Raw genomic sequence first — 24,366 nt, 5'->3', positions numbered from 1 at the left:
AAGATCTGGAACGTGAAGCGGGACAAGGCCACGGGGAACACCGAGTGGACCAGCCCGCTGGGGATCACGTACTACCGATCACCCATACCCGTCGAAGTCAGCCCCAGAATGTTCGACCCCACCCGACGCCGCACACCACCACCACAGGACCTCGGCGACCCACCCTTCTGAGTCCTCGCGCCCCGCGGCCGTCAAGCTCAACCTCACGCCGCGCCTACAGCCGCGACCGCACCAGCTCGAGCGCGGATGCGGCGATACGGGCGGTCGCGGGGACGTCGACCATGAGGGTGTCGGTCGCCGACGCGACCCAACCCGTCGAGCGGAGCGGGTCGACGACGTCGGCATCGGCTGTGTCGACCAGCCACGCGTCGAGGATGCCGCCGTCGGCGCGCAGGCCGTAGTGCTCAGCAACCGCCAGCGCGGTCGTCTCGACCCCGATGGCGTCGAGGCACGCGTCGGCCATGCCGCGCACGGGTGCGCCGCCGACGATGGGGCTGACCCCGACGACGGGACCGGCGCACGAGCGCAGCGCGTCGCGCACACCGGGCAGAGACAAGATCGTGCCGATCGACACCACAGGGTTGGACGGAGGCAGGACGACGACGTCGGCGTCGATCAGGGCGGCGAGGACACCGGGAGCCGCCGCGGACCCCTCGAGGCCGACCTGCACGAAGCCCTGCGCAGGCACGGACGCGCGGTGCCGCACCCACCACTCCTCGAAGTGGATGAACCCGTCCGCCGTCGCGACGTGCGTCTCGACCTCGTCGTCGCTCGCCGGCAGGAGCCGCACGCCCGGCTGCCAGCGCTCGCACAGCCGCCGGGTCACCTCGGACAGCGGCAGCCCGGCGCGGAGGAGCTCGGTGCGGGCGAGGTGCGTCGCCAGGTCGAGGTCGCCGAGCGTGAACCACTCCCACCCGAGCCCGTAGGCGGCGAGGTCGTCGCTCGTGCGGCGGGACTCGTCGCGCCGGCCCCAGCCCTGCTCCTCGTGGACGCCACCGCCGAGCGTGTACATGAGCGTGTCGAGGTCGGGGCACACCCGGACGCCGTGCAGCCACATGTCGTCGCCCGTGTTGGCGATGACGGTGACGTCGGCCTCCGGGCCGAGGTGGGCGAGCAGGCCGCGCGTGAAGCGTGCGCCGCCGACCCCGCCCGAGAGCACGGTGATCTTCATGAGGACTCCTGGGAGGGGGGAGTGGTGGTCTCGTGGAAGGCGATCACGGGTCGGCCGGTGCGCGGGTGCGTGAGCACCTCGGCCTCGACGCCGTAGACCTCGCGCAGGAGGTCGGGTCGCAGCACGTCGGCGGGGTGCCCGGCGGCGACGAGGCGGCCCGCGGACAGCACGAGCACGTGCTCGCAGAACGCAGCGGCGAGGTTGAGGTCGTGCAGGGCGGCGACCGTCGTGATCTGCAGGCCGCGCACGAAGGCGAGCAGCGAGAGCTGCGCGCTGATGTCGAGGTGGTTCGTCGGCTCGTCGAGCAGGAGCAGGCTCGGCTGCTGCGCCAGCGCCCGCGCGATGTGCACGCGCTGCCGCTCGCCGCCGGACAGGGTGGCCCACGAGCGCGAGGCCAGCGCGGTGGCCTGCGCGGCCTCGAGGGCCCGGTCCACTGCCCCCTCGTCCTCGTCGGAACCCCACAGCGAGCGGAACGGGATCCGCCCCAGGGCGACCACCTCGCGGACGGTCAACGGCACGGTGCTCGACGACTCCTGCTCGACGAGCGCGATCTGCCGGGCCCGCGTGCGGCGAGGCAGCTCGTGCACGGGGGAGTCGTCGACGAGCACGGCACCCGACTCGGGGACGAGCAGCCCCGCGACCAGGCGCAGCAGCGTCGTCTTGCCCGCGCCGTTCGGTCCGAGCAGCCCGGTCAGGGCGCCGTCCGGCGGTGTGGCGTCGACGCCGTCGACCACCCAGCGCCCACCGAGCCGCGTCCCGACCCCCGCGATCGTCAGCTCCATGCCGCCCCCTGGCGTCGGCGCAGCAGCACGGCGAACACGGGCACGCCGATCAGCGCGGTGACGATCCCGACGGGCAGCTCGCGCGGGTCGAACACGGTGCGGGCCAGGGTGTCCGCCCAGATCAGGAACACGGCGCCCGCCAGCGCGGTGACGGGCAGGAGCCGCCGGTGCGCGGGCCCGGTGAGTGCGACGACGGCGTGCGGCAGCACGAGCCCGACGAAGCCGATCGCCCCGCTCACGGCGACCATCGCGCCCGTGAGCAGCGCGACGAGCGTCATGAGCGTCCAGCGCGTCCGGTCGACGTCGATGCCGAGCGCGCCCGCGGCGGTGTCGCCGAACGCGAAGGCGTCGAGCCGCACGGCCTGCGCGAGCACGATGCCGCCGACTACCAGCACCGCGATCCCCGCGATCGCCACGGACTGCCAGTCGGAGCCGGCCAGCGACCCCAGGAGCCACGACAGGATCTCGCGGTAGGAGTCGCCGGTCGCGGTCCAGAAGATGACCAGCGACGTCCCGGCCGCGCACAGCTGCGAGACCGCGAGCCCGGCGAGCACCGCGCGCCCCGGGGTCAGCGTCCCGCCGGTGCGAGCGAGCGAGAACGTCGCGACGAGCGCGAGCAGCGCGCCCACGAACGCGGCGACGGGCAGCAGCAGCGACACCCCGACGACGAGCACCGCGACCGCCCCCAGCGACGCGCCCGACGACAACCCCAGTAGGTACGGGTCCGCGAGCGGGTTGCGCGTCAGCGACTGCATGACCGCCCCGGACAGCGCCAGCCCCGCGCCGACCGCCGCGGCGGTCAGGACGCGCGGGAGCCGCAGCTCCCAGACGATCGCGTCGTGCAGCCGAGGCACGGGCGTCACGTCGAGCCCGAGGTGCCCGCCGATGCTGCGCGCGACCTCGCCGACGCCGAGCCCGGCCGGCCCGATCGCGACCGCCACGAGCACGGTCACGACGAGCAGCACCAGCCCGACGACGACGAGGGGAGCGAGCGGCGTGCGCCGACGCACAGGGACGGGAGCGGTCACTTGTCGAGCGCCGCCAGCTGCTCGTCGAGAGAGACGACCGACTCCGCGTTGCGCACGCCGGCCTCGGTGGCCGCGAACGGCAGCGTCAGGAAGCGCTTCTCGCGGACGGCGGTCAGCTCGCGCGTCGCGGCGTTCGTCTCGAGGAGCGTGATCTTGTCCGCCGCGGTGTTCCACGAGGCGTCGACGAGCACGATGACGCTGGGGTCGGCGGCGACGATCTTCTCCCAGCCGGCGGAGGTCCAGGTGTCGTGCACGTCGGCGAAGATGTTGGTCAGCCCGGCAGCGTCCATGATCATCTGCGGCGAGCCGATGCCGGCCCCGACGTACGGGGTGTCGGTGCCGGACGAGTACCAGAGCGCGGTCGTCGGCTCGGCGGGGGTCTTGGCCGACGAGAGCGTCGCCTTCATCTGCTCGACGACCGCATCGGCCCGGTCCGTCACGCCGAAGATCGAGCCGACCTCGTGGACCTCGCTGAACACGTCGTCGAACGTCAGCGGGTCCGGCATGTAGTCAGGCTCCTTGCACGCGGCGGGGGACACGTACGTGCCGATCCCCAGCTTCCCGAGCGCGGCCCGGTCGCCCGCACCGTCGGCCGAGAAGTTGGACTCCCAGCCCGCGTAGACGAAGTCGGGGTCCAGCCCGAGCAGCGCCTCCTGGCCCGGCACCTGCGGCGAGAGCACCGGCACGTCGACGGCGGCCGCGGCCCACTCGTCGGGCACGGGCCCGTCCGCGAAGGCCGTGCCGACGAGCCGGTCGCCCAGCCCGAGGGCGAGCATCATCTCGGTCGTCGACGACTTGATCGTCACGACGCGCTCCGGCGGGCTCGTCACCTTCACGTCCGTGCCGCAGTTGTCAAGGCTCACGGGCGCGAAGGCGGCCGACGAGGTCGCGGTCGTGCTCGGTGCCGACGCAGGCGGGGCGTCCGACGAGCACGCGGCGAGGCCGAGGACGACGGCCACCCCGACGGAGGCGAGGGCGAGGCGGGACGTGGGCATGCGGCGGCTCCGGGCGGTGAGGGGCGCGCGGCTGGATCCGCGCGATCACGGGCTGGGCGCACGTCGCGCCACCGGAGGCCACCCAAAGGCCGGGCGGCGGTTCCCCGGCCACGTCCGGCCGGGTTCCTGACGTCAGGTTAGTGCCGGTGCGCCCGACGAGCCGCGCGCGGCGGTGTGACGCGTGCCGCACGCCCTCGTGACGCCGCGTCCGGATGCTGGGAGGCCCCCCGCCCGGTGCACGCGGGCGGCCGCGTGAGGCCTACCGTGACGCCATGAGCACCCCGCAGACCTCGCCCCGCCGCGCCCTCGTCACGGGCGCCTCGTCCGGGATCGGCGCCGCGACCGTCCGCAGGCTGCGCGCCGACGGCTGGGACGTCGTCGCGACGGCCCGCCGCGCGGACCGGCTCGCCGCGCTCGCCGAGGAGACCGGCGCCGAGGTCTTCGCCGCCGACCTGACGCAGGCGGCCGACGTCACCGCGCTCGTCGACTACGTCGAGCAGACCGGCGGCCTGGACGCGGTGGTCAACAACGCGGGCGGCGCGCTCGGGCTGGACCCTGTGGCCACGTCGGACGTCGAGCAGTGGCGCGCGATGTACGAGATCAACGTGCTCGGCACGCTCCGGCTCACGCAGGCCGTGCTGCCGCTGCTGCGCGCGCGCGGCGGGGGAGACGTCGTCGTCGTGACGTCGACCGCGGCCGACGGTGCGTACGAGGGTGGCGCGGGCTACACGGGCGCCAAGCACGCCGAGCGGATGCTCGCGACGACGCTGCGCTGGGAGATCGTCGACGAGCCGATCCGCGTGATCCAGATCGCGCCCGGAGCGGTGGCGACCGAAGAGTTCTCCCTCGTGCGGTTCGGCGGGGACGCGGAGCGGGCGGCGGCCGTCTACGACGGGTTCGACCCGCTCGTGGCCGACGACATCGCCGACGCCGTCTCGTGGACGCTGAGCCGACCCGCGCACGTGAACATCGACCTGCTCGTCGTGCGCCCTCGGGCCCAGGCGAGCAACACGAAGACGTCGCGCCGGCCCGCGCAGGGATGACCGCGCGCGGGCTGTCGGACGTCGCGCCTAAGGTGGCCGGGTGCCTCACGCAACCGAGCCGGTGACGGCGACCACGGCACCCCCAGCGCCCCGAGCCCCCTCGACCACCGCCGCACTCCTGCGGCTGCGGGACTGGGCGCGCCCCGCGCAGCGCCGCATCGTCATCGGCGGCGTGATGGCGCTCGGTGCGAGCCTGCTCTCGCTCGTCCTGCCGCAGGTCCTGGCGTGGCTGGTCAACGGCCCGCTGCTGACGGACGGCTCGCGCGCCGGGGTCGTCGGCGCCGCCGCGGTCGTGCTCGTCGTCGGGCTGCTCGAGGCGTTCCTCGTCTGGTGCCGCCGGGCGTTCATCGCGACGCCGGGCACGAACGTCGAGCAGGACATGCGGGTCTCGATGTTCCGGCACGTGCTCGACCTGCCCGTCGAGTTCCACGACCGGTGGTCGGGAGGGCAGCTCCTGTCCCGGTCGATGGCCGACCTCGGCTCGATCCGCCGCTGGCTCGTGTTCGGGCTGGTGATGATGCTGGTCAGCGCCGCGACCGTCGTCGTCGGCGTGGCCCTGATGATCGCGACCAGCTGGCAGCTCGGCCTCGTCTACGTGGCCGGTGCGGTGCCGATGATGTGGCTGAGCTTCCGGTTCCGCGAGGACTACAAGGTCGTCGCCCGGCGCGCGCGGGACCAGGCGGGCGACCTCGCGACGGCCGTCGAGGAGTCGGTACACGGCATCCGCGTGCTCAAGGCGTTCGGCCGCGCGCAGGACGCGCTCGACGACTTCTCCCGGCAGGCCGACGCGCTGCGCGACACCGAGGTGCACAAGGCCAGGACCCTCTCGCGCGTGACGTTCGCGCTGGGCGCGATCCCCGAGGCGATCCTCGCGGTCTCGCTCGCGATCGGCGTGCCGCTGGCCGCGCACGGGCACATCAGCGTGGGTGCGCTCGTCGCCTTCTTCGCCACCGCGACGATCGTCAACCGCCCCGTCGAGCGCCTGGGGCAGTTCCTCGCGATGACGCTCGACGCGCGCGCCGCGACCGACCGGTACGTGCAGGTCATGGACACGGTCTCGGCGGTGCAGGACCCGGCGGAGCCCGTCGCGCTTCCCGCAGCCGGTCCGGCCGGGACGCGCGTCGAGCTCGCGGGCGTCACGTTCGCGCACCCGACGGGCGCCGAGGTGCTGACGGGCGTCGACCTCGTGCTCGAGCCCGGGCTGACGACGGCCCTCGTCGGGCTCACGGGCAGCGGGAAGTCCACCCTGCTCCAGCTCGTCCCGCGCCTGTACGACGCCACCGCCGGTGCCGTGCTGGTCGACGGGGTCGACGTGCGTGACCTGGCCCGCTCGGACCTGCGCGGCGCGGTCGCCGTCGCGTTCGAGGACCCGATCCTGTTCTCGGCGTCGGTGCGGGACAACGTGCTGCTCGGTGCCGACCCCGACGACGAAGAGCTTCTGCACCTGGCGCTCGACGTCGCGAGCGCGCACTTCGTCGCCGACCTGCCCCGAGGCGTCGACACCGTGATCGGCGAGGAGGGCCTCAGCCTGTCCGGCGGCCAGCGCCAGCGCATCGCGCTCGCACGGGCCGTCGCGGCGAGGCCCCGCGTCCTCCTGCTCGACGACCCGCTGTCCGCGCTCGACGTGAGCACCGAGGCGGCCGTCACCGCACGGCTGCGCGAGGTGCTCGTGGGCACGACCACGCTCGTCGTCGCCCACCGGCCGTCGACCGTCGCGCTCGCCGACCGCGTGGCCGTGCTCGAGGACGGCCGGATCACGGGCGTCGGCACGCACGCGGACCTGCTCGTGAACCACCCGCACTACCGCTACGTGCTGACCGCGCTGGCCGCCGAGCCGCAGGTGGTGACGCTGTGAGCACCCCGACGCCCGACGAGCAGCGCGCCATCCGCACGCGGTCGCTCGCGCTGCTCCGCGAGATGATCCGGCCCGTCGCGCGCCCCGCCGCGGGCGCCGCGGTGCTCGTCGTGCTCGCTCAGCTCGCGCTCGTCGCGGGCCCGGCACTGGTCGCCTACGGCATCGACAACGCGCTCCCTGCGCTGCGCGAGGGCCGCTCGGGGCCGCTCGTGCTCGCGTCCGGCGTCTACCTGGTCGCCGCGCTCGCGGGCGGATGGCTCGGTGCCGCCACGGTCCGGGCCTCGGCCCGCGTGAGCCAGACGATCCTGCTCGAGCTGCGCCGCCGGGTGTTCCGGCACACCCAGCGCCTCGACCTCGAGTTCCACGAGCGGTACACCTCGGGCCGGATCATCTCGCGCCAGACCTCCGACCTCGACGCGCTGCGCGAGCTGCTCGACGGCGGCCTGACGACCCTCGCGTCGAGCGTGCTGGCCATCGCGTTCACCGCGATCGGGCTCGCGGTCCTCGACTGGCGCAGCGGCCTGCTGCTCGTCGCCGCTGTGGTCCCGGGGATCGTCCTGACGCGCTGGTTCCAGGTCCGCTCGCAGGCGCAGTACCGGGCGTCGCGCACCTCCGCGGCGCGGCTTGTCGTGCAGTTCGTCGAGGCCATGACCGGCATCCGCGCGGTCCAGGCGTTCCGCCGCGAGGCGCAGACCGAGGCCGCGTACGACGCGCTCGCCGAGGAGTACCGCGCCAACAGCGCCGAGGCGATCCGCGTCAACGGCGTCTTCGACACGGGCCTGACCCTGATCGCCAACGTGACGGTCGCGGTCGTCCTGCTCGTCGGCGGCCTGCGCGTGCTCGACGGGGGCCTCGAGGTCGGCGTGCTGATCGGCGCGGTGCTCTACACGCGCCGGTTCCTCGCGCCCCTCGGCCAGATCGGGATGTTCTACAACTCGTTCCAGTCGGCGACCGCGGCGCTCGAGAAGGTCGCGGCACTGCTCGCCGAGGAGCCGACCGTCCCCGACCCGGTCAGGCCCGTCGCGCTGCCGAGCGTGCGCGGCGACCTGCGGTTCGCGGACGTCACGTTCGGCTACGGGGGCGGCCCGATCGTGCTGCCGCACCTCGATCTGCACGTCCCCGCGGGCCAGTCGGTCGCGCTCGTCGGCCGCACCGGGGCCGGCAAGTCGACGGTCGCCAAGCTGCTGGCCCGGTTCTACGACGTGCGCGACGGCGCCGTGCTCCTGGACGGCGTCGACGTGCGCGAGATCGCGCCGGGTGACCTGCGCCGAGCGGTCGTCATGGTCACGCAGGAGGCGTACCTGTTCTCCGGGTCGATCGCGGCGAACATCGCGATCGGCCGGCCCGGCGCGACCGCCGCGGAGGTCGAGGCGGCCGCGCGCGCGGTGGGTGTGCACGAGCTCGTGGCCGCGATGCCCGACGGGTACGACACCGACGTCGACAAGCGCGGCGTGCGGTTGTCGGCGGGGCAGCGCCAGCTCGTCTCGTTCGCGCGGGCGTTCCTGGCCGACCCCGCGGTGCTCGTGCTCGACGAGGCCACGAGCTCGCTCGACGTGCCCGGCGAGGCCCAGGTGCAGCGCGGCCTGCGCACCCTCCTCGCGGGCCGGACCGCGGTCGTCATCGCGCACCGGCTCTCGACCGTGATGGGCTCGGACCGTGTGCTCGTGGTCGACGACGGCCGCGTCCTGGAGGACGGCTCGCCCGACGAGCTCGTCGCGGCGGGCGGCCGGTTCGCCCGGCTGCACGAGGAGTGGCAGCGCTCGCTGGCGGCGCCGGCCTGACCGCCCTGGCGGTGCTACAGGTGCCGCGCCGCGTACAGGTGCAGCGCGTCGCGCACGAACGTCGCGCCCGCCTCGCCGCCGTAGTTCCGGGCGAACCGCGGGTCGGCCACGTACATGTCGGCGAGACCCGTGACGTACTCGCGCACGGGCGCCGACCCGTGCCCGGGCGTGCCCGGGATCGAGCCGAGCCACGCGACGTGCCGGCCCGCGAGGTCCTGCGCGAACTCGCTCGCCGGGTCGTGCCCGGCGCCGGCCGCAGCGGCCCACTCGTCGGCCAGCGCGGCCGTGCGCGACTTCCAGTCGGCCCGCTCGGCCTCGTTCATCGCACGCCACCAGGCGTCCGACGTGTCGTACGTCGTGCGTCCCCAGCGTTCGACGACCTCGTCCTCGTGCTGCGTGTGATCGAACCCGTCGAACATCTTCTCGGCCATGACCGTCCCTCCCTGCTCCCTCGTGCTGATCGTGGACTCGACGGCGGCGATCTGCCGGTCGAGGCGGTGCTTCTCGGACTCGAGCCAGGCCAGGTGCCGGCGGAGCGCCGCGGTGTCGTCGCGCTCGTCGTCCAGCGCCCGGCCGATCTCGGCCAGGCCGAGGCCGAGCTCGCGCAGCAGCAGGATCCGCTGCAGCCGGACCAGCGCGTCCTCGTCGTACCAGCGGTACCCGTTGTCCCCGACGCGGCTGGGCGCGAGCAGCCCGACCGCGTCGTAGTGACGCAGCGTACGGCTCGTCGTCCCCGTCAGCCGGGCGACCTCCTGGATCGATGACTCCATGCCGACCACGGTAGAACTTGACGTCGCGTCAAGGTCAAGCCCGCCGCATCGACCGCGGCAAGGTGCCCGCGATGCGACGGCAACGTCGCGGCAACAACCGGCGCCTAACCTGCGGGAGTGACGACGACCGAGGCCGCTGCTGGTCAGGTGCTCCCGCCGGAGCGCGAGGTGCTCTCCTACGACAGGTTCGGCGTGGCGGTGCGCGAGCTCGCGCAGTCCGTCGCCGACGCGGGCTACGTGCCGGACCTCGTGATCGCGGTGGCCCGGGGCGGTCTGCCGCTGGGTGGCGCGCTCGCGTACGCGCTCGGCACCAAGGCGGTCGGCACCCTGAACGTCGAGTTCTACACGGGCATCGACCAGCGCCTGCCGGACCCGGTGGTCCTGCCGCCGCTGCTCGACGTCGAGGCGCTGCAGGGTGTGCGGGCACTCGTCGCGGACGACGTGGCCGACACGGGGGAGACCCTCGCGCTCGTCGGGCAGCTCATGGCCCTGCACTGCGCCGAGGTCCGCACCGCGGTGCTCTACGCCAAGCCCCACTCGGTCGTCGACCCCGACTTCGTGTGGCGCCGGACCGATCGCTGGATCACCTTCCCCTGGTCGGACCAGGAACCCGTCGTGGCGGCGGGCTGAGGCCCGTGGCTCGGTTGGAGGTCTCGCCGCACGACGTGCAGCGCCTGCCCGACGACGAGCTCGGTGGCCACCTGCTCGCCGGGTTCGGGGTCACGGCGACGGCGGTCGAGACCGTGACCGGAGGCACCGAGGCGCGCGTCTGGCGGGTCGGGACCGACGACGGGCGAACCTGGGCCGCGCGCTGGTCCCTGGCCGGCGTGCCGGTCGGCCAGCACGTGGCCGCGGCGTTCGCGCTCGATTGCCCGGGTGGCGGCCAGGCCGTGCCGGCACGCGCGACCGACGGCAGCCTCGGCTACGCCTGCGCGGACGGCACGCTGACGCTCACGTCGTGGCTCGACGGTCCGACCGCGATCGCCGAGCCGTTGACGGCGCCCACCTGGTTCGCCCTCGGTCGGCTCGTCGGGCGCCTGCACGCGGTCGACCCCGCCGTCGTGCCGGGCCTCCCCGTCGTCGACTTCACGCCGGGGTGGTGGCGCGGCACGTTCGACGCCGTGGAGCGTGCCCGGGACGTGCCGGCGGTCGACGATCGCGCCCGGGCGGTGCTGGAGACGTGGGACGCCTCGCGGCGGCGCGTCCTGCTCGTGCGCGAGCACACCGAGCGGATCGGGCACCGCCTGCACGAGCTGCAGCGGCACGAGCCCACGGCCCTGCCGATGGTCGTGTGCCACGGCGACCCGCACCAGGGCAACGTGGTCGTCACCGGGCCGGGCAGCGTCGCGCTCGTCGACTGGGACTCGGCCGTGCTGGCCCCCGCCGAGCACGACCTCATGTTCGTCCTGGGCGGCACGTACAGCGCCCGGCCGGTCACCGAGCAGGACGCCGCCGAGTTCTTCACGGGCTACGGGCGCGTCGACATCGACGACGACCGGCTCGCCTACGCGCGCGGCGTGCGGCTGCTCGAGGACGCCTCGGACTGGGCGCGGCGCGCGCTCGACCCGGCCCGGCCCGACGAGGAGCGCGACGAGGCGCACGGGATCCTGCGCACGGTCCTCGGGCCGGACGGGCTCGTCGACCTGGTCCTCGGATAGGGATCCGGCTACAGACCCAGCCGCCGCACGGCCGTCGCCACCAGGGCCGCGGGCGAGTCCACGACCTCCACCGCGCCGGCCTCCTCGAGCTCGCCGTCGTGCGCGTAGCCCCACGCGACGCCCACGCAGTCGACGCCGTGCGCGCGGGCGCCGACGACGTCGTGCTCGCGGTCGCCGACCATCAGGCGGGCCTCGTCGGGGTCGCGGCCGGTCAGCGCGCGCGCGATCACGCCGGCCTTGGTCGCGCTGCCGGGCTCGAGCGACGCGCCGAAGATCCCGTCCACGAGCGGCGCGATGCCCAGGCGCTCGCAGATCGGCACCGCGTACACCTCGGGCTTCGAGGTCGCGACGAGCAGCGCCGCACCGGCGTCACGGAGCGCGACGAGCGCCTCGGGGATCCCCGCGTAGACGGAGTTGTCGAACATCCCGCCGGCCACGTACGCCGAGCGGTAGTGCGCAACCATGCTCTCCGCCTGCGAGACGGACATCCCCTGCTCGAGCAGCGCGTCGTGCAGCGGCGGCCCGATGATCGAGCGCAGCTCGGTGGGCGTCGGCACCGCGAGCCCGGACGCCGTGTACGCGTGCGCGACCGACGACGCGATGCCCGGGTAGGAGTCCGTGAGCGTGCCGTCGAGGTCCAGGAGCAGCAGGGGAGCGGTCACCGCACCAGTCTGGCGTGGCCCGCGGCCGGGCGAAACGCGAGGGACGGTGCCGGGGAGGTCGGCTAGGCTGGGCGGACAGGCATCGACCCGGCCATCACCGGCGAGCCTCCGGAAGAACGGGCCGCTCCGGCAGGGCCCCAGTAGAACCGGACGGGTAGGCCCGTCACAGCCCTCACGAGTGGTCGACGCCCAGCGCACAGTCCGTGCGCAGCGGACGCCGGCAAGCGAGGTGGTACCGCGGTGGTCCCGGTCCGTTCCGGGGCGATCGTCCTCGTAGCCGCACGCGAACGACCACAGGAGACCGCACGGTGGCCACGAACTACCCGCTGCACCGCACCGACTCGTCAGTCCCCGCATCGCCGGACCTGCCCGCGCTCGAGCGCGAGGTCCTGGCCCACTGGGACGCCGACGGCACGTTCCAGGCGTCGATCGACCAGCGGGACGCGGGCGAGAACGGCGCCAACGAGTACGTCTTCTACGACGGCCCGCCGTTCGCCAACGGCCTGCCGCACTACGGCCACCTGCTGACCGGCTACGCCAAGGACGTCGTGCCGCGCTACCAGACGATGCGCGGCCACCGCGTCGAGCGCCGGTTCGGCTGGGACACCCACGGACTGCCCGCCGAGCTCGAGGCGCAGCGCGTGCTGGGCATCACCGAGAAGTCGCAGATCGACGAGCTCGGCATCGACAAGTTCAACGCGGCCTGCCGCGAGTCGGTCCTGAAGTACACCGGCGAGTGGCGCGAGTACGTGACCCGCCAGGCGCGCTGGGTCGACTTCGACCACGACTACAAGACGCTCGACACCACGTTCATGGAGTCGGCGCTGTGGGCGTTCAAGCAGCTGTACGACAAGGGCCTGGCCTACGAGGGTTACCGCGTGCTGCCGTACTGCTGGGTCGACGAGACCCCGCTGTCCAACCACGAGCTGAGGATGGACGACGACGTCTACGCCTCCCGCCAGGACCCCGCGCTGACCGTGGGCCTGCGCCTGGAGACCGGTGAGCTCGCGCTCATCTGGACGACGACCCCGTGGACGCTGCCCAGCAACCTCGCCGTGGCCGTCGGCCCGGACATCGAGTACGTGACGGTCGAGCCCGCGCCGGACTCGCCGTTCGGCCAGGCACACCCCGGCGAGCGCGTGCTGCTCGCCGCGCCCCGGCTCGCGGCCTACGCGCGCGAGCTCGGCGAGGCGACGGTGGTCGCGACCGTGCGCGGCGCCGACCTGGCCGGCCGCCGGTACACGCCGCCGTTCGACTACTTCGCGGGCCGCGAGAACGCCCACCAGGTGCTCGTCGCGGACTTCGTCACGACCGAGGACGGCTCGGGCATCGTGCACCTCGCGCCCGCGTTCGGCGAGGACGACATGACGGTGTGCGACGCCGCGGGCATCGCGGCCGCGGTCCCCGTCGACTCGCGCGCGCGGTTCACCACCGAGGTCCCCGACTACGTGGGCCAGCAGGTCTTCGACGCGAACAAGCCGATCATCGCGGACCTCAAGGCCGGCACGGGCCCGCTCGCGCGCGTCGCGGCCGAGCAGCGCGCGGTCGTCGTGCGGCACGAGACCTACGAGCACTCCTACCCGCACTGCTGGCGCTGCCGGAACCCGCTGGTCTACAAGGCGGTCTCGAGCTGGTTCGTGCGCGTGACGCAGTTCCGCGACCGCATGGTCGAGCTCAACCAGGAGATCACCTGGACGCCCGAGCACATCAAGGACGGCCAGTTCGGCAAGTGGCTGAGCAACGCGCGGGACTGGTCGATCAGCCGCAACCGTTACTGGGGCACGCCCATCCCCGTGTGGGTCTCGGACGACCCGAGCCACCCGCGCGTCGACGTGTACGGCAGCCTCGCCGAGCTCGAGGCGGACTTCGGCCGACTGCCGCTCAACGAGGCCGGCGAGCCGGACCTGCACCGCCCGTTCATCGACGACCTGACGCGCCCGAACCCGGACGACCCGACCGGTGCGAGCACCATGCGCCGCATCCCGGACGTGTTCGACGTGTGGTTCGACTCCGGCTCGATGCCGTTCGCGCAGGTGCACTACCCGTTCGAGAACGCCGAGTGGTTCGAGAACCACTACCCGGGCGACTTCATCGTCGAGTACATCGGCCAGACCCGCGGCTGGTTCTACACGCTGCACGTGCTGGCCACGGCGCTGTTCGACCGCCCCGCGTTCAAGAACGTCATGTGCCACGGGATCGTGCTCGGCGACGACGGCCGCAAGGCCAGCAAGTCGCTGCGCAACTTCCCGGACCCCGTGATCATGTGGGACAAGTACGGCTCGGACGCCGTGCGCTGGTCGCTCATGTCGAGCTCGATCCTGCGCGGCGGGAACCTCGTCGTGACCGAGGAGGGCATCCGCGACGGCGTGCGCCAGGTGCTGCTGCCGCTGTGGTCGACGTACTACTTCTTCACGCTCTACGCCGGTGCTGCGGCGGACGGGGCGGGGTACGTCGCGAAGCCCGTCACGGCGGACCGTGTGGCGGGCCTCGCGCCCATGGACCGCTACGTGCTGGCCCGCACGGGCGACCTCGTCACCGAGGTCACCGCGCACATGGACGCGTACGACATCGCGGCCGCGTGCGAGGCCGTGCGCGAGCACCTCGACGTGCTGACCAACTGGTACGTCCGCACGCAGCGCGACCGCTTCTGGGCCGAGGACGACGACGCGTTCGACACGCTGTGGACCGCGCTCGAGACCCTCACGCGCGTCATGGCTCCGCTCGCACCCCTGGTGACCGAGGAGGTCTGGCGCGGCCTGACCGGCGAGCGCAGCGTCCACCTGGTCGACTGGCCGACGGTCGGCGACGTGCTCGCGCCCGACGAGGCGCTCGTGCGCGCCATGGATCAGGTCCGTGCGGTCACGTCGACCGCGCTCGGCCTGCGCAAGGCGTACTCGGTGCGCGTGCGCCAGCCGTTGCGCACGCTCACGGTCGCGGTCGACGACCCGTCGGCCCTCGCGCCGTACGCCGACCTGCTCGCGGCCGAGCTCAACGTCAAGGCGGTCGCGTTCGAGGCGGCCGACGCCGGTGCGGCCGAGCGTTTCGGCATCACGCAGCGGCTCGCGGTCAACGCGCGTGCCGCCGGACCCCGGCTGGGGCGCGGCGTGCAGGCCGTCATCCAGGCGTCGCGGTCGGGCGCCTGGCGCGTGGACGGCGAGACGGTCGTCGTGACGACGGCCGACGGAGACGTCCCGCTCGAGCCCGCCGAGTACGAGCTGACGACCGTGGTCGCGGGCGGCGCGCAGGAGACCACCGCCGCCGCGGTGCTGGCCGGCGGCGGGTTCGTCGTGCTCGACCTCACGCTCGACGACGCGCTGCTCGCCGAGGGCTACGCACGCGACGTGGTGCGGGCCGTGCAGGACGCCCGCAAGGCCGCCGGCCTGCAGGTCGGCGACCGGATCGTGCTGTCGCTCGACGTCCCGGGTGAGCACGTGGGTGCGGTCGAGGAGCACCAGGACTTCATCGCTCGCGAGACGCTCGCGGTGGGCGTGACGATCGACGTCGCGCCGACGCCTGAGCTTGCCGTCAAGGTGGAGGCCGTCGAGGCCGGAGGGTACGAGGCATGAGCACCAAGGGAGCGGACCACAACCGCCGCGAGGCCGAGCGCGAGGCGCGCACGGCGGCCGACGAGGTCTACCGGGCAATCCTCGACCGAGCCCCGGAGCACGACATCGACCCGACCCTCGAGCGCGTGCGCCAGGTGTGCGAGCTGCTGGGCGACCCGCAGAAGGCGTACCGCGTGGTGCACCTGACGGGGACGAACGGCAAGACGTCGACGAGCCGGATGGTCGAGCGGCTCGTGCGCGAGCACGGGCTGCGCACCGGCCGGTTCACGAGCCCGCACCTGACCCGCGTCACCGAGCGGATCGCGATCGACGGCGAGCCCATCAGCGACGAGCGGTTCGTCGAGGTCTGGCAGGACGTCGCCCCGTACGTGCACCTCGTCGACCAGCGCTCCGCGGAGAAGGGCGAGCCGCGGCTGTCGTTCTTCGAGGTCTTCACGGTGATGGCGTTCGCGGCCTTCGCCGACGCGCCCGTCGACGTCGCGATCATCGAGGTCGGCATGGGCGGGGCGTGGGACTCCACGAACGTGGCCGACGGCGACGTCGCGGTCATCACCCCGATCGCCATGGACCACGAGCGCTACCTCGGCGAGACCCTCGTCGAGATCGCCTCCGAGAAGTCGGGCATCGTCAAGGACGACGCGACGCTCGTCCTCGCGCGGCAGACCGAGGACGTCGAGGGCGTGGTCCTGGCCGCCGCGGCCGAGCGCGGCGCGCGCGTCATCCGCGAGGACGTGGAGATCGCGGTCGTCGAGCGGAGCGTCGCCGTGGGCGGGCAGCTGCTCACCCTGCGCGGGACGGGCGGCACGTACACGGAGATCTTCCTGCCGCTGCACGGCAAGTTCCAGGCGCACAACGCGCTCCTGGCGCTCGCGGCCGTCGAGGCGCTCATCGCCGGCGGCGGCGCGCTCGAGCCCGGGATCGTCGAGGCCGGGTTCGCCGACGTCGACTCGCCCGGTCGGCTCGAGATCGTGCGGACCAGCCCGACGGTCATCGTCGACGGCGCCCACAACCCCGCCGGGATGGAGGCGCTCGTCAGCTCGCTCGACGAGGCGTTCGCGTTCCAGCGGGTCGTCGGGGTCGTCGGCGTGATGTCCGACAAGGACCCCGAGGGCATCCTCTCGGTGCTCGAGCCGGTGCTCGACGAGATCGTCGTGACGGCGGCGGGCAACGCGCGCGCGCTCGAGGCCGACGACCTGGGCGAGATCGCGATCGACGTGTTCGGCGAGGACCGCGTGCACGTGGTCGAACGGCTCGACGAGGCCGTCGACCTCGCCGCCGGGCTCGCGGAGCGCGACGTCGAGCGCGGTGCCGCCGTGCTGGTCACGGGCTCGATCCTGCTCGTCGCGGAGGCGCGAGTGCTGCTCGGTCGCGCCTGAACCAGGCCGTGCACGAACGTGCACACCCGGCGCACGTTCTCACCTTGACGGCCCTGACGCCCCACGTGAAGGTGGGGTTCGGGGGCAGTCCAGCACGCACCGTGGTCGGGTGAGGATGCCCGCCGAAGGGATGGTCGACGTGAAGAAGCTCATCAACGATCCGCGCACCGTCGTCGCCGAGTCCGTGGAGGGATTCGCCGCGGCCCACGCCGACCTCGTGGTGGTGAACGCGGATCCCGCGTACGTCACGCGCACCGGCGGAGCGGTGAGCGGCAAGGTGGGGCTCGTCTCGGGCGGCGGCAGCGGGCACGAGCCCCTGCACGCCGGGTTCGTCGGCGTCGGGATGCTCGACGCGGCCGTCCCGGGGCCCGTGTTCACCTCGCCGACGCCCGACCAGATCGCGCCCGCGCTGCAGGCGGCGGACGGCGGCAAGGGCGTGCTCGCGATCGTCAAGAACTACACCGGGGACGTGCTCAACTTCGAGACCGCGGCCGAGCTGGCCGAGGCCGAGGGCGTCACGGTCCGGACCGTCGTCACGAACGACGACGTGGCCGTCGAGGACTCGCTCTACACGGCCGGCCGGCGCGGCGTCGCGGGCACCGTGTGCGTCGAGAAGATCGCCGGCGCGGCAGCCGAGCGCGGAGACGACCTCGACGCGGTCGTGGCCGTCGCCGAGAAGGTCAACGCGAACGTCCGGTCGATGGGTGTCGCGCTCACCGCGTGCACGGTCCCGCACGCGGGCAAGCCGTCGTTCGACCTGCCCGAGGACGAGATCGAGATCGGCATCGGCATCCACGGCGAGCCCGGTCGTCGGCGCATCCCGCTCGCGAGCGCGGACGAGATCACCGAGATGCTGCTCACGCCCGTCGCGGACGACCTGGGGCTGGCGTCCGGCGAGAAGGTCCTGCTGTTCGTCAACGGCATGGGTGGCACGCCCGCCTCCGAGCTCTACGTCGTCTATCGTCGGGCCCGCGCGCTCCTGGAGGCGCGCGGCGTCGAGGTGACCCGGTCGCTCGTGGGGAACTACGTGACGTCGCTGGAGATGCAGGGAGCGTCCGTGACCGTGCTCCGCCTGGACGAGGAGACGACCCAGCTGTGGGACGCTCCCGTGCACACGACGGCGCTGCGCTGGTGACGTCCTGATGACGTGCCGGTGACGTGCTGTCGTGCCGATGAGTTCGTAAGGGGAGTGCGTGGATGAGCGTTGACGTGGCGTGGGCGATCGACTGGGTGCGCCGCAGCGCGCAGACCATCTCCGAGCACCGGGACGAGCTCGTCGAGCTCGACCGGCAGATCGGCGACGGTGATCACGGCGAGAACCTCGACCGCGGCTTCCGGGCCGTCGTGGCGAAGCTGGACGCGCTCGAGGAACCGCCGGCGGAGATCGGCGACGTGCTCAAGCTCGTCGCGACCACGCTGATGTCGACCGTGGGCGGCGCCGCGGGGCCGCTCTACGGCACCGCGTACCTGCGCGCCGCGAAGGTCACGGGCGCGGCGGAGCTCGACTCCGCGGGGGTCGTCGCCCTGCTCGAGGCGGCGCTCGAGGGCATCGTCGCGCGCGGCAAGGCCACCACGGGCGAGAAGACGATGGTCGACGCGTGGTCCCCGGCCGCCGAGGCCGCGGTCGCTGCGGCCGACGCGGGCGGCTCGCCCGCCGACGTGCTGGCGGCGGCAGCGAAGGCCGCGGCCGTCGGCGCCGAGTCGACCGTGCCCCTGGCCGCGACCAAGGGCCGCGCGAGCTACCTGGGGGAGCGGTCCGTCGGGCACCTCGACCCGGGCGCCCGGTCCTCCGAGCTGCTGCTCGCCGATGCCGCCGCGGCGGCTGCCGCGTGAGCGCACCCGGCACGCGCGACGTCGCCCGCGTCGCGCTCGTGCTCGTCTCGCACTCGCACGACCTGGCCGCGGGCGCGGTCGAGCTCGCCGGCCAGATGGCGCCCGGCGTGCTGCTCGTGCCCGTCGGCGGCACCCCCGACGGGCAGCTCGGCACCGACTTCGACGGGATCGAGCGCGCATTCGCACAGGCAACCGCGGACGGCCGCAGCGCGGTCGTGCTGATGGACCTCGGATCGGCCGTGCTCACGGCGGAGTCCGTGCTGGACCTGGCCGACGAGGACCTCGTGGCACGCGTCCGGCTCGCCGACGCGCCGTTCGTCGAGGGCGCCGTCGCGGCCGCGGTGACGGCCCACGGCGGAGCGGACCTCGACGCGGTGCTGGCCGCCGCCGAGGGGGCCGGGCGGATGTACCCGGTCGAGAAGTCCGACGTCGTCCCGACGACGCTCCCCGACGACGGCGTGGTGCGCGAGACCCGCACGCTGCTCAACCCCATGGGCCTGCACGCGCGCCCGGCGGCGGTCATCTCGCGGATGCTGGCGTCCTACGACGCCAAGGTCACGGTCAACGGCGTGAGCGCCGCGAGCGTGCTCGCCCTGATGAAGCTCGGGGCCACGCAGGGCACCGAGCTGCGCATCGAGGCCGAGGGCCCGCAGGCCGAGGAAGCCGTCAAGGTGTTCGTCACCGAGGTCGAGCGGGGCTTCGGAGAGATCTGACGCGGTGACCACCGCCACACGAAATGCACGGAGTGCAAAGTTGCAGTCCGTGTAACATTCTACGGTGATCTCGAACGCGAAGAGCGACGCGCCCGCCGCGCAGAGCGACCTGCAGCAGCTCGCGGACGCCCTGACGCCGGCGCCCGACGGAGGCCTGCGCGAGCGCAAGAAGCGCGCCCGCCGCGAGGCGCTGATCGACGCGACCCACCGGCTCGTCGAGGAGCACGGCCTCGACGCCGTCACCGTCGAGGCGATCTGCGCCGAGGCCGGCGTCTCCACGCGCACGTTCTTCAACTACTTCGAGACCAAGGACGACGCGGTGCTGGGCCACGTGCCCTGGCCGCTCGACACCGAGGCCGCGGTGGCCTTCGCGGCGGGCGGCCCGTCGGGCCACCTGCTCTCGGACCTCGAGACGCTCGTCGGCTCGTTCCTCCAGGACCCGCCGGTCGGGCGCGAGCGGTTCAACCGCGCGTTCGAGATCGCCGCGCGCGAACCCCGGCTGCTCGCTCGGCACCTGGCCTGGTTCGAGCAGCACAAGGGCCAGATCGTCGCCCTCGTCGAGCAGCGGCTCGGCGAGGAGCCCGAGCGCAGCCCGCTCGTCGTCGCCGCGCTCGCGCTCTTCCTGACGCACGCGACCTTCATGCACTGGGACGAGTCCGGCGGCGCGGGCGACGGCGGCGACCACCTCGCCTTCGTCGTGGCCGAGCTGCGCGCACTCGTCACCGACTGACCCACCAGACCCCCAGCTCGACCCGCACAGAACGAGGACCCCGCATGACCACCGCAGCACCCGAGATCGCGAGCGACAAGCCGCTCGTGGTCCTCACCCCCCGCACCGTCTGGCTCATCTTCGGCGCGCTCATGGCGAGCATGTTCCTGTCGTCGCTCGACCAGTCGATCGTCGGCACCGCGATGCCCACGATCGTCGGCGAGCTGAACGGCGTCGCGCACCAGGGCTGGGTCGTGACGGCCTACATCCTGGCGATCGCGATCGTCATGCCGCTGTACGGCAAGTTCGGCGACCTGTGGGGCCGGCGCTGGCCGTTCCTCGTCGCGATCGGCCTGTTCACGCTCGCCTCCGCGGGCGCCGGCTTCGCGCAGTCGTTCGGTGAGCTCGTGTTCTGGCGCGGCGTGCAGGGCCTCGGCGGCGGTGGCCTGATGATCCTGTCGCAGGCGATCATCGCGGACATCGTCCCGGCCAAGGACCGCGGCAAGTACATGGGCCCGATGGGCGCGCTGTTCGGCATCGCGGCCGTCATCGGCCCGCTGCTCGGCGGCCTGTTCACGCAGCACGCCGACTGGCGCTGGTGCTTCTGGATCAACATCCCGATCGGCGTCGCGGCGTTCGCGACCGCGTGGTTCACGCTCAAGCTGCCCAGCCACCGCTCGGGCAAGAAGATCGACGTCGCGGGCATCTTCTTCATGGTCGTCGGCACGTCCGGCCTGGTCCTGGCGACGAGCTGGATCTCGTGGTCCGGCAACACCACCTACGACTGGGGCAACACCGGCCTGCTCGCGCTCGTCGGCGGCACGCTGCTCGCGATCGCGCTGTTCATCGTCGTCGAGCTGCGCGCGAGCGAGCCGCTGCTCCCGCTGCGCCTGTTCAAGAACCGCACGTTCACGATCGCCACGGTCATCGGGTTCATCCTCGGCATGGGCATGTTCGCGGCCCTGGCGTTCCTGCCCACGTTCCTGCAGATGTCCACGGGCGCGGGCGTCACCGAGTCCGGCTTCCTCATGCTGCCGATGATGGTCGGCGTCATGCTCACCGCGATCGGCTCCGGCATCGCGATCACCAAGACCGGCCGCTACAAGATGTACCCGGTCGCGGGCCTGCTCATCACGGCGGGCGGCCTGGTGTGGCTCACGCGCATCACGGGCGACATGTCGATGTGGCTGTTCGGCGGGATGATCTTCGTCCTCGGCGCCGGCATGGGCCTGGTCATGCAGACGATCGTGCTCGCCGTGCAGAACGCGGTCGACCCGCACGAGCTCGGCACCGCGACCTCGGCGAACAACTTCTTCCGCGAGATCGGCGCGGCGGTCGGCACGGCCGTGTTCAGCACGATCTTCACCACCGCCCTGACGAGCAAGCTGGCGGACGTCTTCGCCGACGCGCCCGGCGGCGGCGGCGACCCGAGCGCGAGCCTGACGCCCGAGTTCGTGCAGACGCTGCCCGAGCCGTACAAGTCCGGGGTCATCGACGCGTTCGCGGGCACGCTCGCGCCGTCGTTCTGGTACTTCGTGCCGCTGATCCTCGTCGGCTTCGTGCTCGCGCTGTTCCTGCGCGAGGTCAAGCTCTCGGGCGTGGCCGGCATGGTCGCGCGCGGCGAGGCGCTCGCCGCGGACGGCAGCGGCGCCACGGGTCCGGACGAGGTCGTCGTCGACGAGCTCACCGCATCCGCCGACGAGCTGCTGCCGACCCAGCGGTCGGCGGGTGACGACGTGCCCGCCGGTACCCTGGAGCGGTGACCTCCGACGCTCCGGCCGTGCGCCGCAAGCGGCCCGCCAAGCCGCAGTTCGCCCAGACGATGCTCGTCCTCGAGGCGCTCTGCGTGTTCTTCGCGACGCTCGTCGCGTACGGCCTGAGCGCGGGCGAGAACCCGTGGATCGACGTCGAGCCGGCGTGGGTCTGGGGGATCGGCGGCAGCCTCACGCTCGTGCTCTTCCTCCTGTCCGGCTTCGTCTCGCGGCCCGGCGGCTACGTCGCCGGCTGGGTCGTGCAGGCGTGGGTCGTCGCGGCCGCGCTCGTGCTGCCCTCGGTGGCGCGGGGCATGGCGCTCGTCGTCGCCGCGGTGTTCATCGCGCTCTGGGCGGTCTCGCTGCGGCTGGGCGGACGCATCGACCGGGAGCGGGCCGAGTACGACGCGGCCCACCCCGGCGAGGTCGGGCCCTGACGTCGCGTTAGGGTTTCGACCATGACCGACGCACCCGTCCAGCAGCGCACCCTCGTCCTCGTCAAGCCCGACGGCGTCCGCCGCAGCCTGGCCGGGGAGATCCTGCGCCGCATCGAGGCCAAGGGCTACACGCTCGTGGCCGTCGAGCTGCGCCAGGCCTCCGACGAGCTGCTCGCCGAGCACTACGAGGAGCACGCCGGCAAGCCGTTCCTCGCGCCGCTGGTCGAGTTCATGGGCTCCGGCCCGGTGCTCGCCGTCGTCGTCGAGGGCCACCGGGCGATCGAGGGCTTCCGCTCGCTCGCCGGCGCCACCGACCCGACCGTCGCGGCGCCCGGCACGATCCGCGGCGACCTCGGGCGCGACTGGGGCCTGAAGGTCATCCAGAACCTCGTGCACGGCTCGGACTCGGAGGAGTCCGCGGCCCGCGAGATCGCGCTCTGGTTCCCGGCGCTCTGAGCCCGTCGTGACCGCGCGCCGCCGGCCCGAGGACCGGGTCGGCCGCGCGGTCGCGGAGCACGGCCTCGACGTCGTCGTCGGCTGGTGCCTGGACCTGCTGGCCGGACGCCCGGTCGACGACGAGGTCGTCGACCTGCTGGGCGGCGCGGGCTCCGCGGCGCTCGTCGCGGGCTACCGGGCTGACCCCGCCAAGCCGCAGTACTGGCCCCGCGTGTGGGCCGCGCGCGGGCTGCGGTACGCGTGGACCGACGACCCGGACGTGCACCGTGCGGTCCGCGCGGCCCTGGTCGACGACGCGTGGCGGGTGCGCGAGCACGCAGCGGCGCTCGTGCGCCTGCACGAGGTCGCCGACGCCGCGCCCCTGTTGCGGTCGCTGCTGGACGACGAGGTGCCCCGCGTCCGGACCGCCGCGGCCGCCGCGCTCGTCGTGGTCGGCGAGCACGACGACCTCGTCGCGCTGGCGTCCGCGCGGGACGTCGACGAGGAGGCCGTCGCGGCGCTGGCGGCCCGGCTCGACGTGCCCGACCCCCGGGCGTAGGCGCGCGGCTCCCGAGCGCACGCCACCGTGCGCTCTAGGCTGCCCCCGTGCACCTCAAGACCCTGACCCTGCGCGGGTTCAAGTCGTTCGCCTCCGCGACGACGCTGAACTTCGAGCCGGGCGTCACCTGCGTGGTCGGGCCCAACGGCTCGGGCAAGTCCAACGTGGTCGACGCGCTCGCGTGGGTGATGGGGGAGCAGGGCGCCAAGTCGCTGCGCGGCGGGAAGATGGAGGACGTCATCTTCGCCGGCACGTCGGGGCGTCCGCCGCTCGGCCGCGCCGAGGTCGCGCTCACGATCGACAACACCGACGGCGCGCTGCCGATCGAGTACACCGAGGTCACGATCTCGCGGACGCTGTTCCGCAACGGTGGCTCGGAGTACGCGATCAACGGCCAGGGGTGCCGGCTGCTCGACATCCAGGACCTGCTGTCCGACTCCGGCCTGGGCCGCGAGATGCACGTCATCGTCGGGCAGGGTCAGCTCGACGCCGTGCTGCGCGCGACGCCCGAGGAGCGCCGCGGGTTCATCGAGGAGGCCGCGGGCGTCCTCAAGCACCGCAAGCGCAAGGAGAAGGCGCTCCGCAAGCTCGACGCGATGCAGGCCAACCTCACGCGCCTGGGTGACCTGACGGGCGAGATCCGCCGCCAGCTCGGCCCGCTCGGGCGGCAGGCGGAGGTCGCCCGCAAGGCCGCGGTCGTGCAGATCGACCTGCGCGACGCTCGCGCCCGCCTGCTGGCCGACGACCTCGCGCAGCTGACCGCGCAGCTCGACCAGGAGATCGCCGACGAGAGCATCCTGACCGCGCAGAAGGCCGAGGTCGAGGCCGTCCTCACGCAGACCCGCGCGCAGCTCGCCACGCTCGAGCGCGAGGCGGCCGAGGCCGCTCCGGCGCTGAGCGAGGCGAGCGAGGTCTGGTACCGCTTGTCGTCGCTGCGCGAGCGGCTGCGCGGCACGTCGTCGCTCGCCGCCGACCGCGTCCGGCTGCTCGGCGTCGCCGGGCCCGAGCGCAGCGGGGGATCCGACCCCGACGACCTGGCCCGCCAGGCGGAGCGCGTGCGCGTCGCCGAGGCCGAGCTCGCGGCCGAGGTCGACCTCGCGCGTGCCGGGCTGGAGGGTGCCGTGAGCGCGCGCCAGCAGGCCGAGCAGGAGGCCGCCGCGGCCGAGAAGGAGCTCGCCACGTCGCTGCGCGGCGCCGCCGACCGCCGCGAGGGCGTGGCCCGGCTCGCCGGGCAGGTGGCCG

General features: G+C 73.5%; 22 protein-coding genes. 16 read left to right on the top strand and 6 right to left on the bottom strand.

The genetic code is table 11. From position 1 onward, the window contains the following. Positions 1-214: 214 nt before the first annotated feature. Genes cofD through D1825_RS08175 form a run of 4 tightly spaced genes read right to left on the bottom strand, consistent with a single transcriptional unit; the run spans position 215 to position 3,976 of the window. Positions 215-1,171, bottom strand: coding sequence for a 2-phospho-L-lactate transferase (gene cofD / locus D1825_RS08190; RefSeq protein ID WP_118766938.1), 957 nt, complete (start codon positions 1,169-1,171; stop codon positions 215-217). Then, the gene (locus tag D1825_RS08185) at positions 1,168-1,953 is read right to left on the bottom strand and encodes a putative F420-0 ABC transporter ATP-binding protein (protein ID WP_118766937.1); all 786 of its coding nucleotides are present in this window, start codon (positions 1,951-1,953) and stop codon (positions 1,168-1,170) included. The genes cofD and D1825_RS08185 overlap by 4 nt, the downstream gene beginning before the upstream one ends. Then, on the bottom strand, positions 1,944-2,981 hold the full coding sequence (locus D1825_RS08180; protein ID WP_199721541.1) for a putative F420-0 ABC transporter permease subunit: 1,038 nt from the start codon (positions 2,979-2,981) through the stop codon (positions 1,944-1,946). Before D1825_RS08180 ends, D1825_RS08185 begins: the two co-directional genes overlap by 10 nt. Beyond that, entirely contained in the window at positions 2,978-3,976 is a 999-nt protein-coding gene (locus tag D1825_RS08175; RefSeq protein ID WP_118766936.1) for a putative F420-0 ABC transporter substrate-binding protein, read from the bottom strand. Before D1825_RS08175 ends, D1825_RS08180 begins: the two co-directional genes overlap by 4 nt. A 272-nt stretch (positions 3,977-4,248) precedes the next feature. Here D1825_RS08175 and D1825_RS08170 point away from each other — a divergent pair, with 272 nt between their 5' ends. The 3 genes from D1825_RS08170 to D1825_RS08160 are packed head-to-tail and all read left to right on the top strand — an operon-like array spanning position 4,249 to position 8,655. Then, positions 4,249-5,019 carry an SDR family oxidoreductase gene (locus D1825_RS08170; protein WP_118766935.1) on the top strand — a complete coding sequence of 257 codons (771 nt, stop codon included), beginning with the start codon at positions 4,249-4,251 and terminating at the stop codon, positions 5,017-5,019. A gap of 40 nt (positions 5,020-5,059) precedes the next feature. Continuing rightward, positions 5,060-6,874 (top strand): ABC transporter ATP-binding protein, encoded by a 1,815-nt coding sequence (locus D1825_RS08165; protein WP_267897564.1) that lies wholly within the window; start codon positions 5,060-5,062, stop codon positions 6,872-6,874. Continuing rightward, positions 6,871-8,655 carry an ABC transporter ATP-binding protein gene (locus tag D1825_RS08160; protein ID WP_233549732.1) on the top strand — a complete coding sequence of 595 codons (1,785 nt, stop codon included), beginning with the start codon at positions 6,871-6,873 and terminating at the stop codon, positions 8,653-8,655. Before D1825_RS08165 ends, D1825_RS08160 begins: the two co-directional genes overlap by 4 nt. A gap of 14 nt (positions 8,656-8,669) precedes the next feature. Here D1825_RS08160 and D1825_RS08155 read toward each other — a convergent pair whose 3' ends face one another. Continuing rightward, positions 8,670-9,425, bottom strand: coding sequence for a MerR family transcriptional regulator (locus tag D1825_RS08155; protein WP_118766942.1), 756 nt, complete (start codon positions 9,423-9,425; stop codon positions 8,670-8,672). 117 nt (positions 9,426-9,542) lie between these two features. On the opposite strand from D1825_RS08155, the gene D1825_RS08150 reads away from it, so the two are divergent. Both D1825_RS08150 and D1825_RS08145 read left to right on the top strand, forming a co-directional pair. Next, entirely contained in the window at positions 9,543-10,055 is a 513-nt protein-coding gene (locus D1825_RS08150) for a phosphoribosyltransferase (protein WP_118766934.1), read from the top strand. 5 nt (positions 10,056-10,060) lie between these two features. Further along, positions 10,061-11,083 (top strand): phosphotransferase enzyme family protein, encoded by a 1,023-nt coding sequence (locus tag D1825_RS08145; protein ID WP_158580700.1) that lies wholly within the window; start codon positions 10,061-10,063, stop codon positions 11,081-11,083. Positions 11,084-11,091: 8 nt separating this feature from the next. Here the strand turns inward: D1825_RS08145 and D1825_RS18580 are convergent, their stop codons facing one another. Continuing rightward, entirely contained in the window at positions 11,092-11,745 is a 654-nt protein-coding gene (locus D1825_RS18580) for an HAD hydrolase-like protein (protein ID WP_233549730.1), read from the bottom strand. A 308-nt stretch (positions 11,746-12,053) separates the two neighbouring features. Here D1825_RS18580 and ileS point away from each other — a divergent pair, with 308 nt between their 5' ends. The 11 genes from ileS to D1825_RS08085 form a co-directional block, all read left to right on the top strand. Beyond that, positions 12,054-15,311, top strand: coding sequence for an isoleucine--tRNA ligase (gene ileS, locus D1825_RS08135; RefSeq protein WP_118766932.1), 3,258 nt, complete (start codon positions 12,054-12,056; stop codon positions 15,309-15,311). Further along, positions 15,308-16,687: a bifunctional folylpolyglutamate synthase/dihydrofolate synthase gene (locus D1825_RS08130; protein WP_118766931.1), complete on the top strand. Its 1,380-nt coding sequence runs from the start codon at positions 15,308-15,310 to the stop codon at positions 16,685-16,687. The genes ileS and D1825_RS08130 overlap by 4 nt, the downstream gene beginning before the upstream one ends. A gap of 139 nt (positions 16,688-16,826) precedes the next feature. Next, positions 16,827-17,822, top strand: coding sequence for a dihydroxyacetone kinase subunit DhaK (dhaK, locus tag D1825_RS08125; protein ID WP_118766940.1), 996 nt, complete (start codon positions 16,827-16,829; stop codon positions 17,820-17,822). 62 nt (positions 17,823-17,884) lie between these two features. Further along, positions 17,885-18,520, top strand: coding sequence for a dihydroxyacetone kinase subunit DhaL (gene dhaL / locus D1825_RS08120; RefSeq protein WP_118766930.1), 636 nt, complete (start codon positions 17,885-17,887; stop codon positions 18,518-18,520). Continuing rightward, on the top strand, positions 18,517-19,233 hold the full coding sequence (dhaM, locus tag D1825_RS08115; RefSeq protein WP_233549728.1) for a dihydroxyacetone kinase phosphoryl donor subunit DhaM: 717 nt from the start codon (positions 18,517-18,519) through the stop codon (positions 19,231-19,233). The genes dhaL and dhaM overlap by 4 nt, the downstream gene beginning before the upstream one ends. Before the next feature lie 64 nt (positions 19,234-19,297). Then, positions 19,298-19,963, top strand: coding sequence for a TetR/AcrR family transcriptional regulator (locus tag D1825_RS08110; RefSeq protein ID WP_118766929.1), 666 nt, complete (start codon positions 19,298-19,300; stop codon positions 19,961-19,963). A 44-nt stretch (positions 19,964-20,007) separates the two neighbouring features. Beyond that, positions 20,008-21,705: an MDR family MFS transporter gene (locus D1825_RS08105; RefSeq protein WP_118766928.1), complete on the top strand. Its 1,698-nt coding sequence runs from the start codon at positions 20,008-20,010 to the stop codon at positions 21,703-21,705. Beyond that, complete coding sequence (locus D1825_RS08100; RefSeq protein ID WP_233549727.1) at positions 21,702-22,130, top strand: DUF4233 domain-containing protein; 429 nt, start codon at positions 21,702-21,704, stop codon at positions 22,128-22,130. The genes D1825_RS08105 and D1825_RS08100 overlap by 4 nt, the downstream gene beginning before the upstream one ends. 21 nt (positions 22,131-22,151) lie before the next feature. After that, positions 22,152-22,586, top strand: a complete 435-nt coding sequence (gene ndk / locus D1825_RS08095) for a nucleoside-diphosphate kinase (protein ID WP_118766927.1) — start codon at positions 22,152-22,154, stop codon at positions 22,584-22,586. A 7-nt stretch (positions 22,587-22,593) separates the two neighbouring features. Beyond that, entirely contained in the window at positions 22,594-23,124 is a 531-nt protein-coding gene (locus tag D1825_RS08090; RefSeq protein ID WP_118766926.1) for a HEAT repeat domain-containing protein, read from the top strand. 47 nt (positions 23,125-23,171) lie between these two features. Beyond that, a partial coding sequence (locus D1825_RS08085) for a chromosome segregation SMC family protein (protein ID WP_147356256.1) occupies positions 23,172-24,366 on the top strand: 1,195 nt, incomplete at its 3' end.

The sequence above is a fragment of the Cellulomonas rhizosphaerae genome (assembly GCF_003470205.1).
In the GTDB taxonomy this organism is placed as follows: Bacteria; Actinomycetota; Actinomycetes; order Actinomycetales; family Cellulomonadaceae; genus Cellulomonas; species Cellulomonas rhizosphaerae.
Note: the sequence above shows the minus strand (reverse complement) of the source record. Positions and strands in the feature narration are given on the sequence as shown.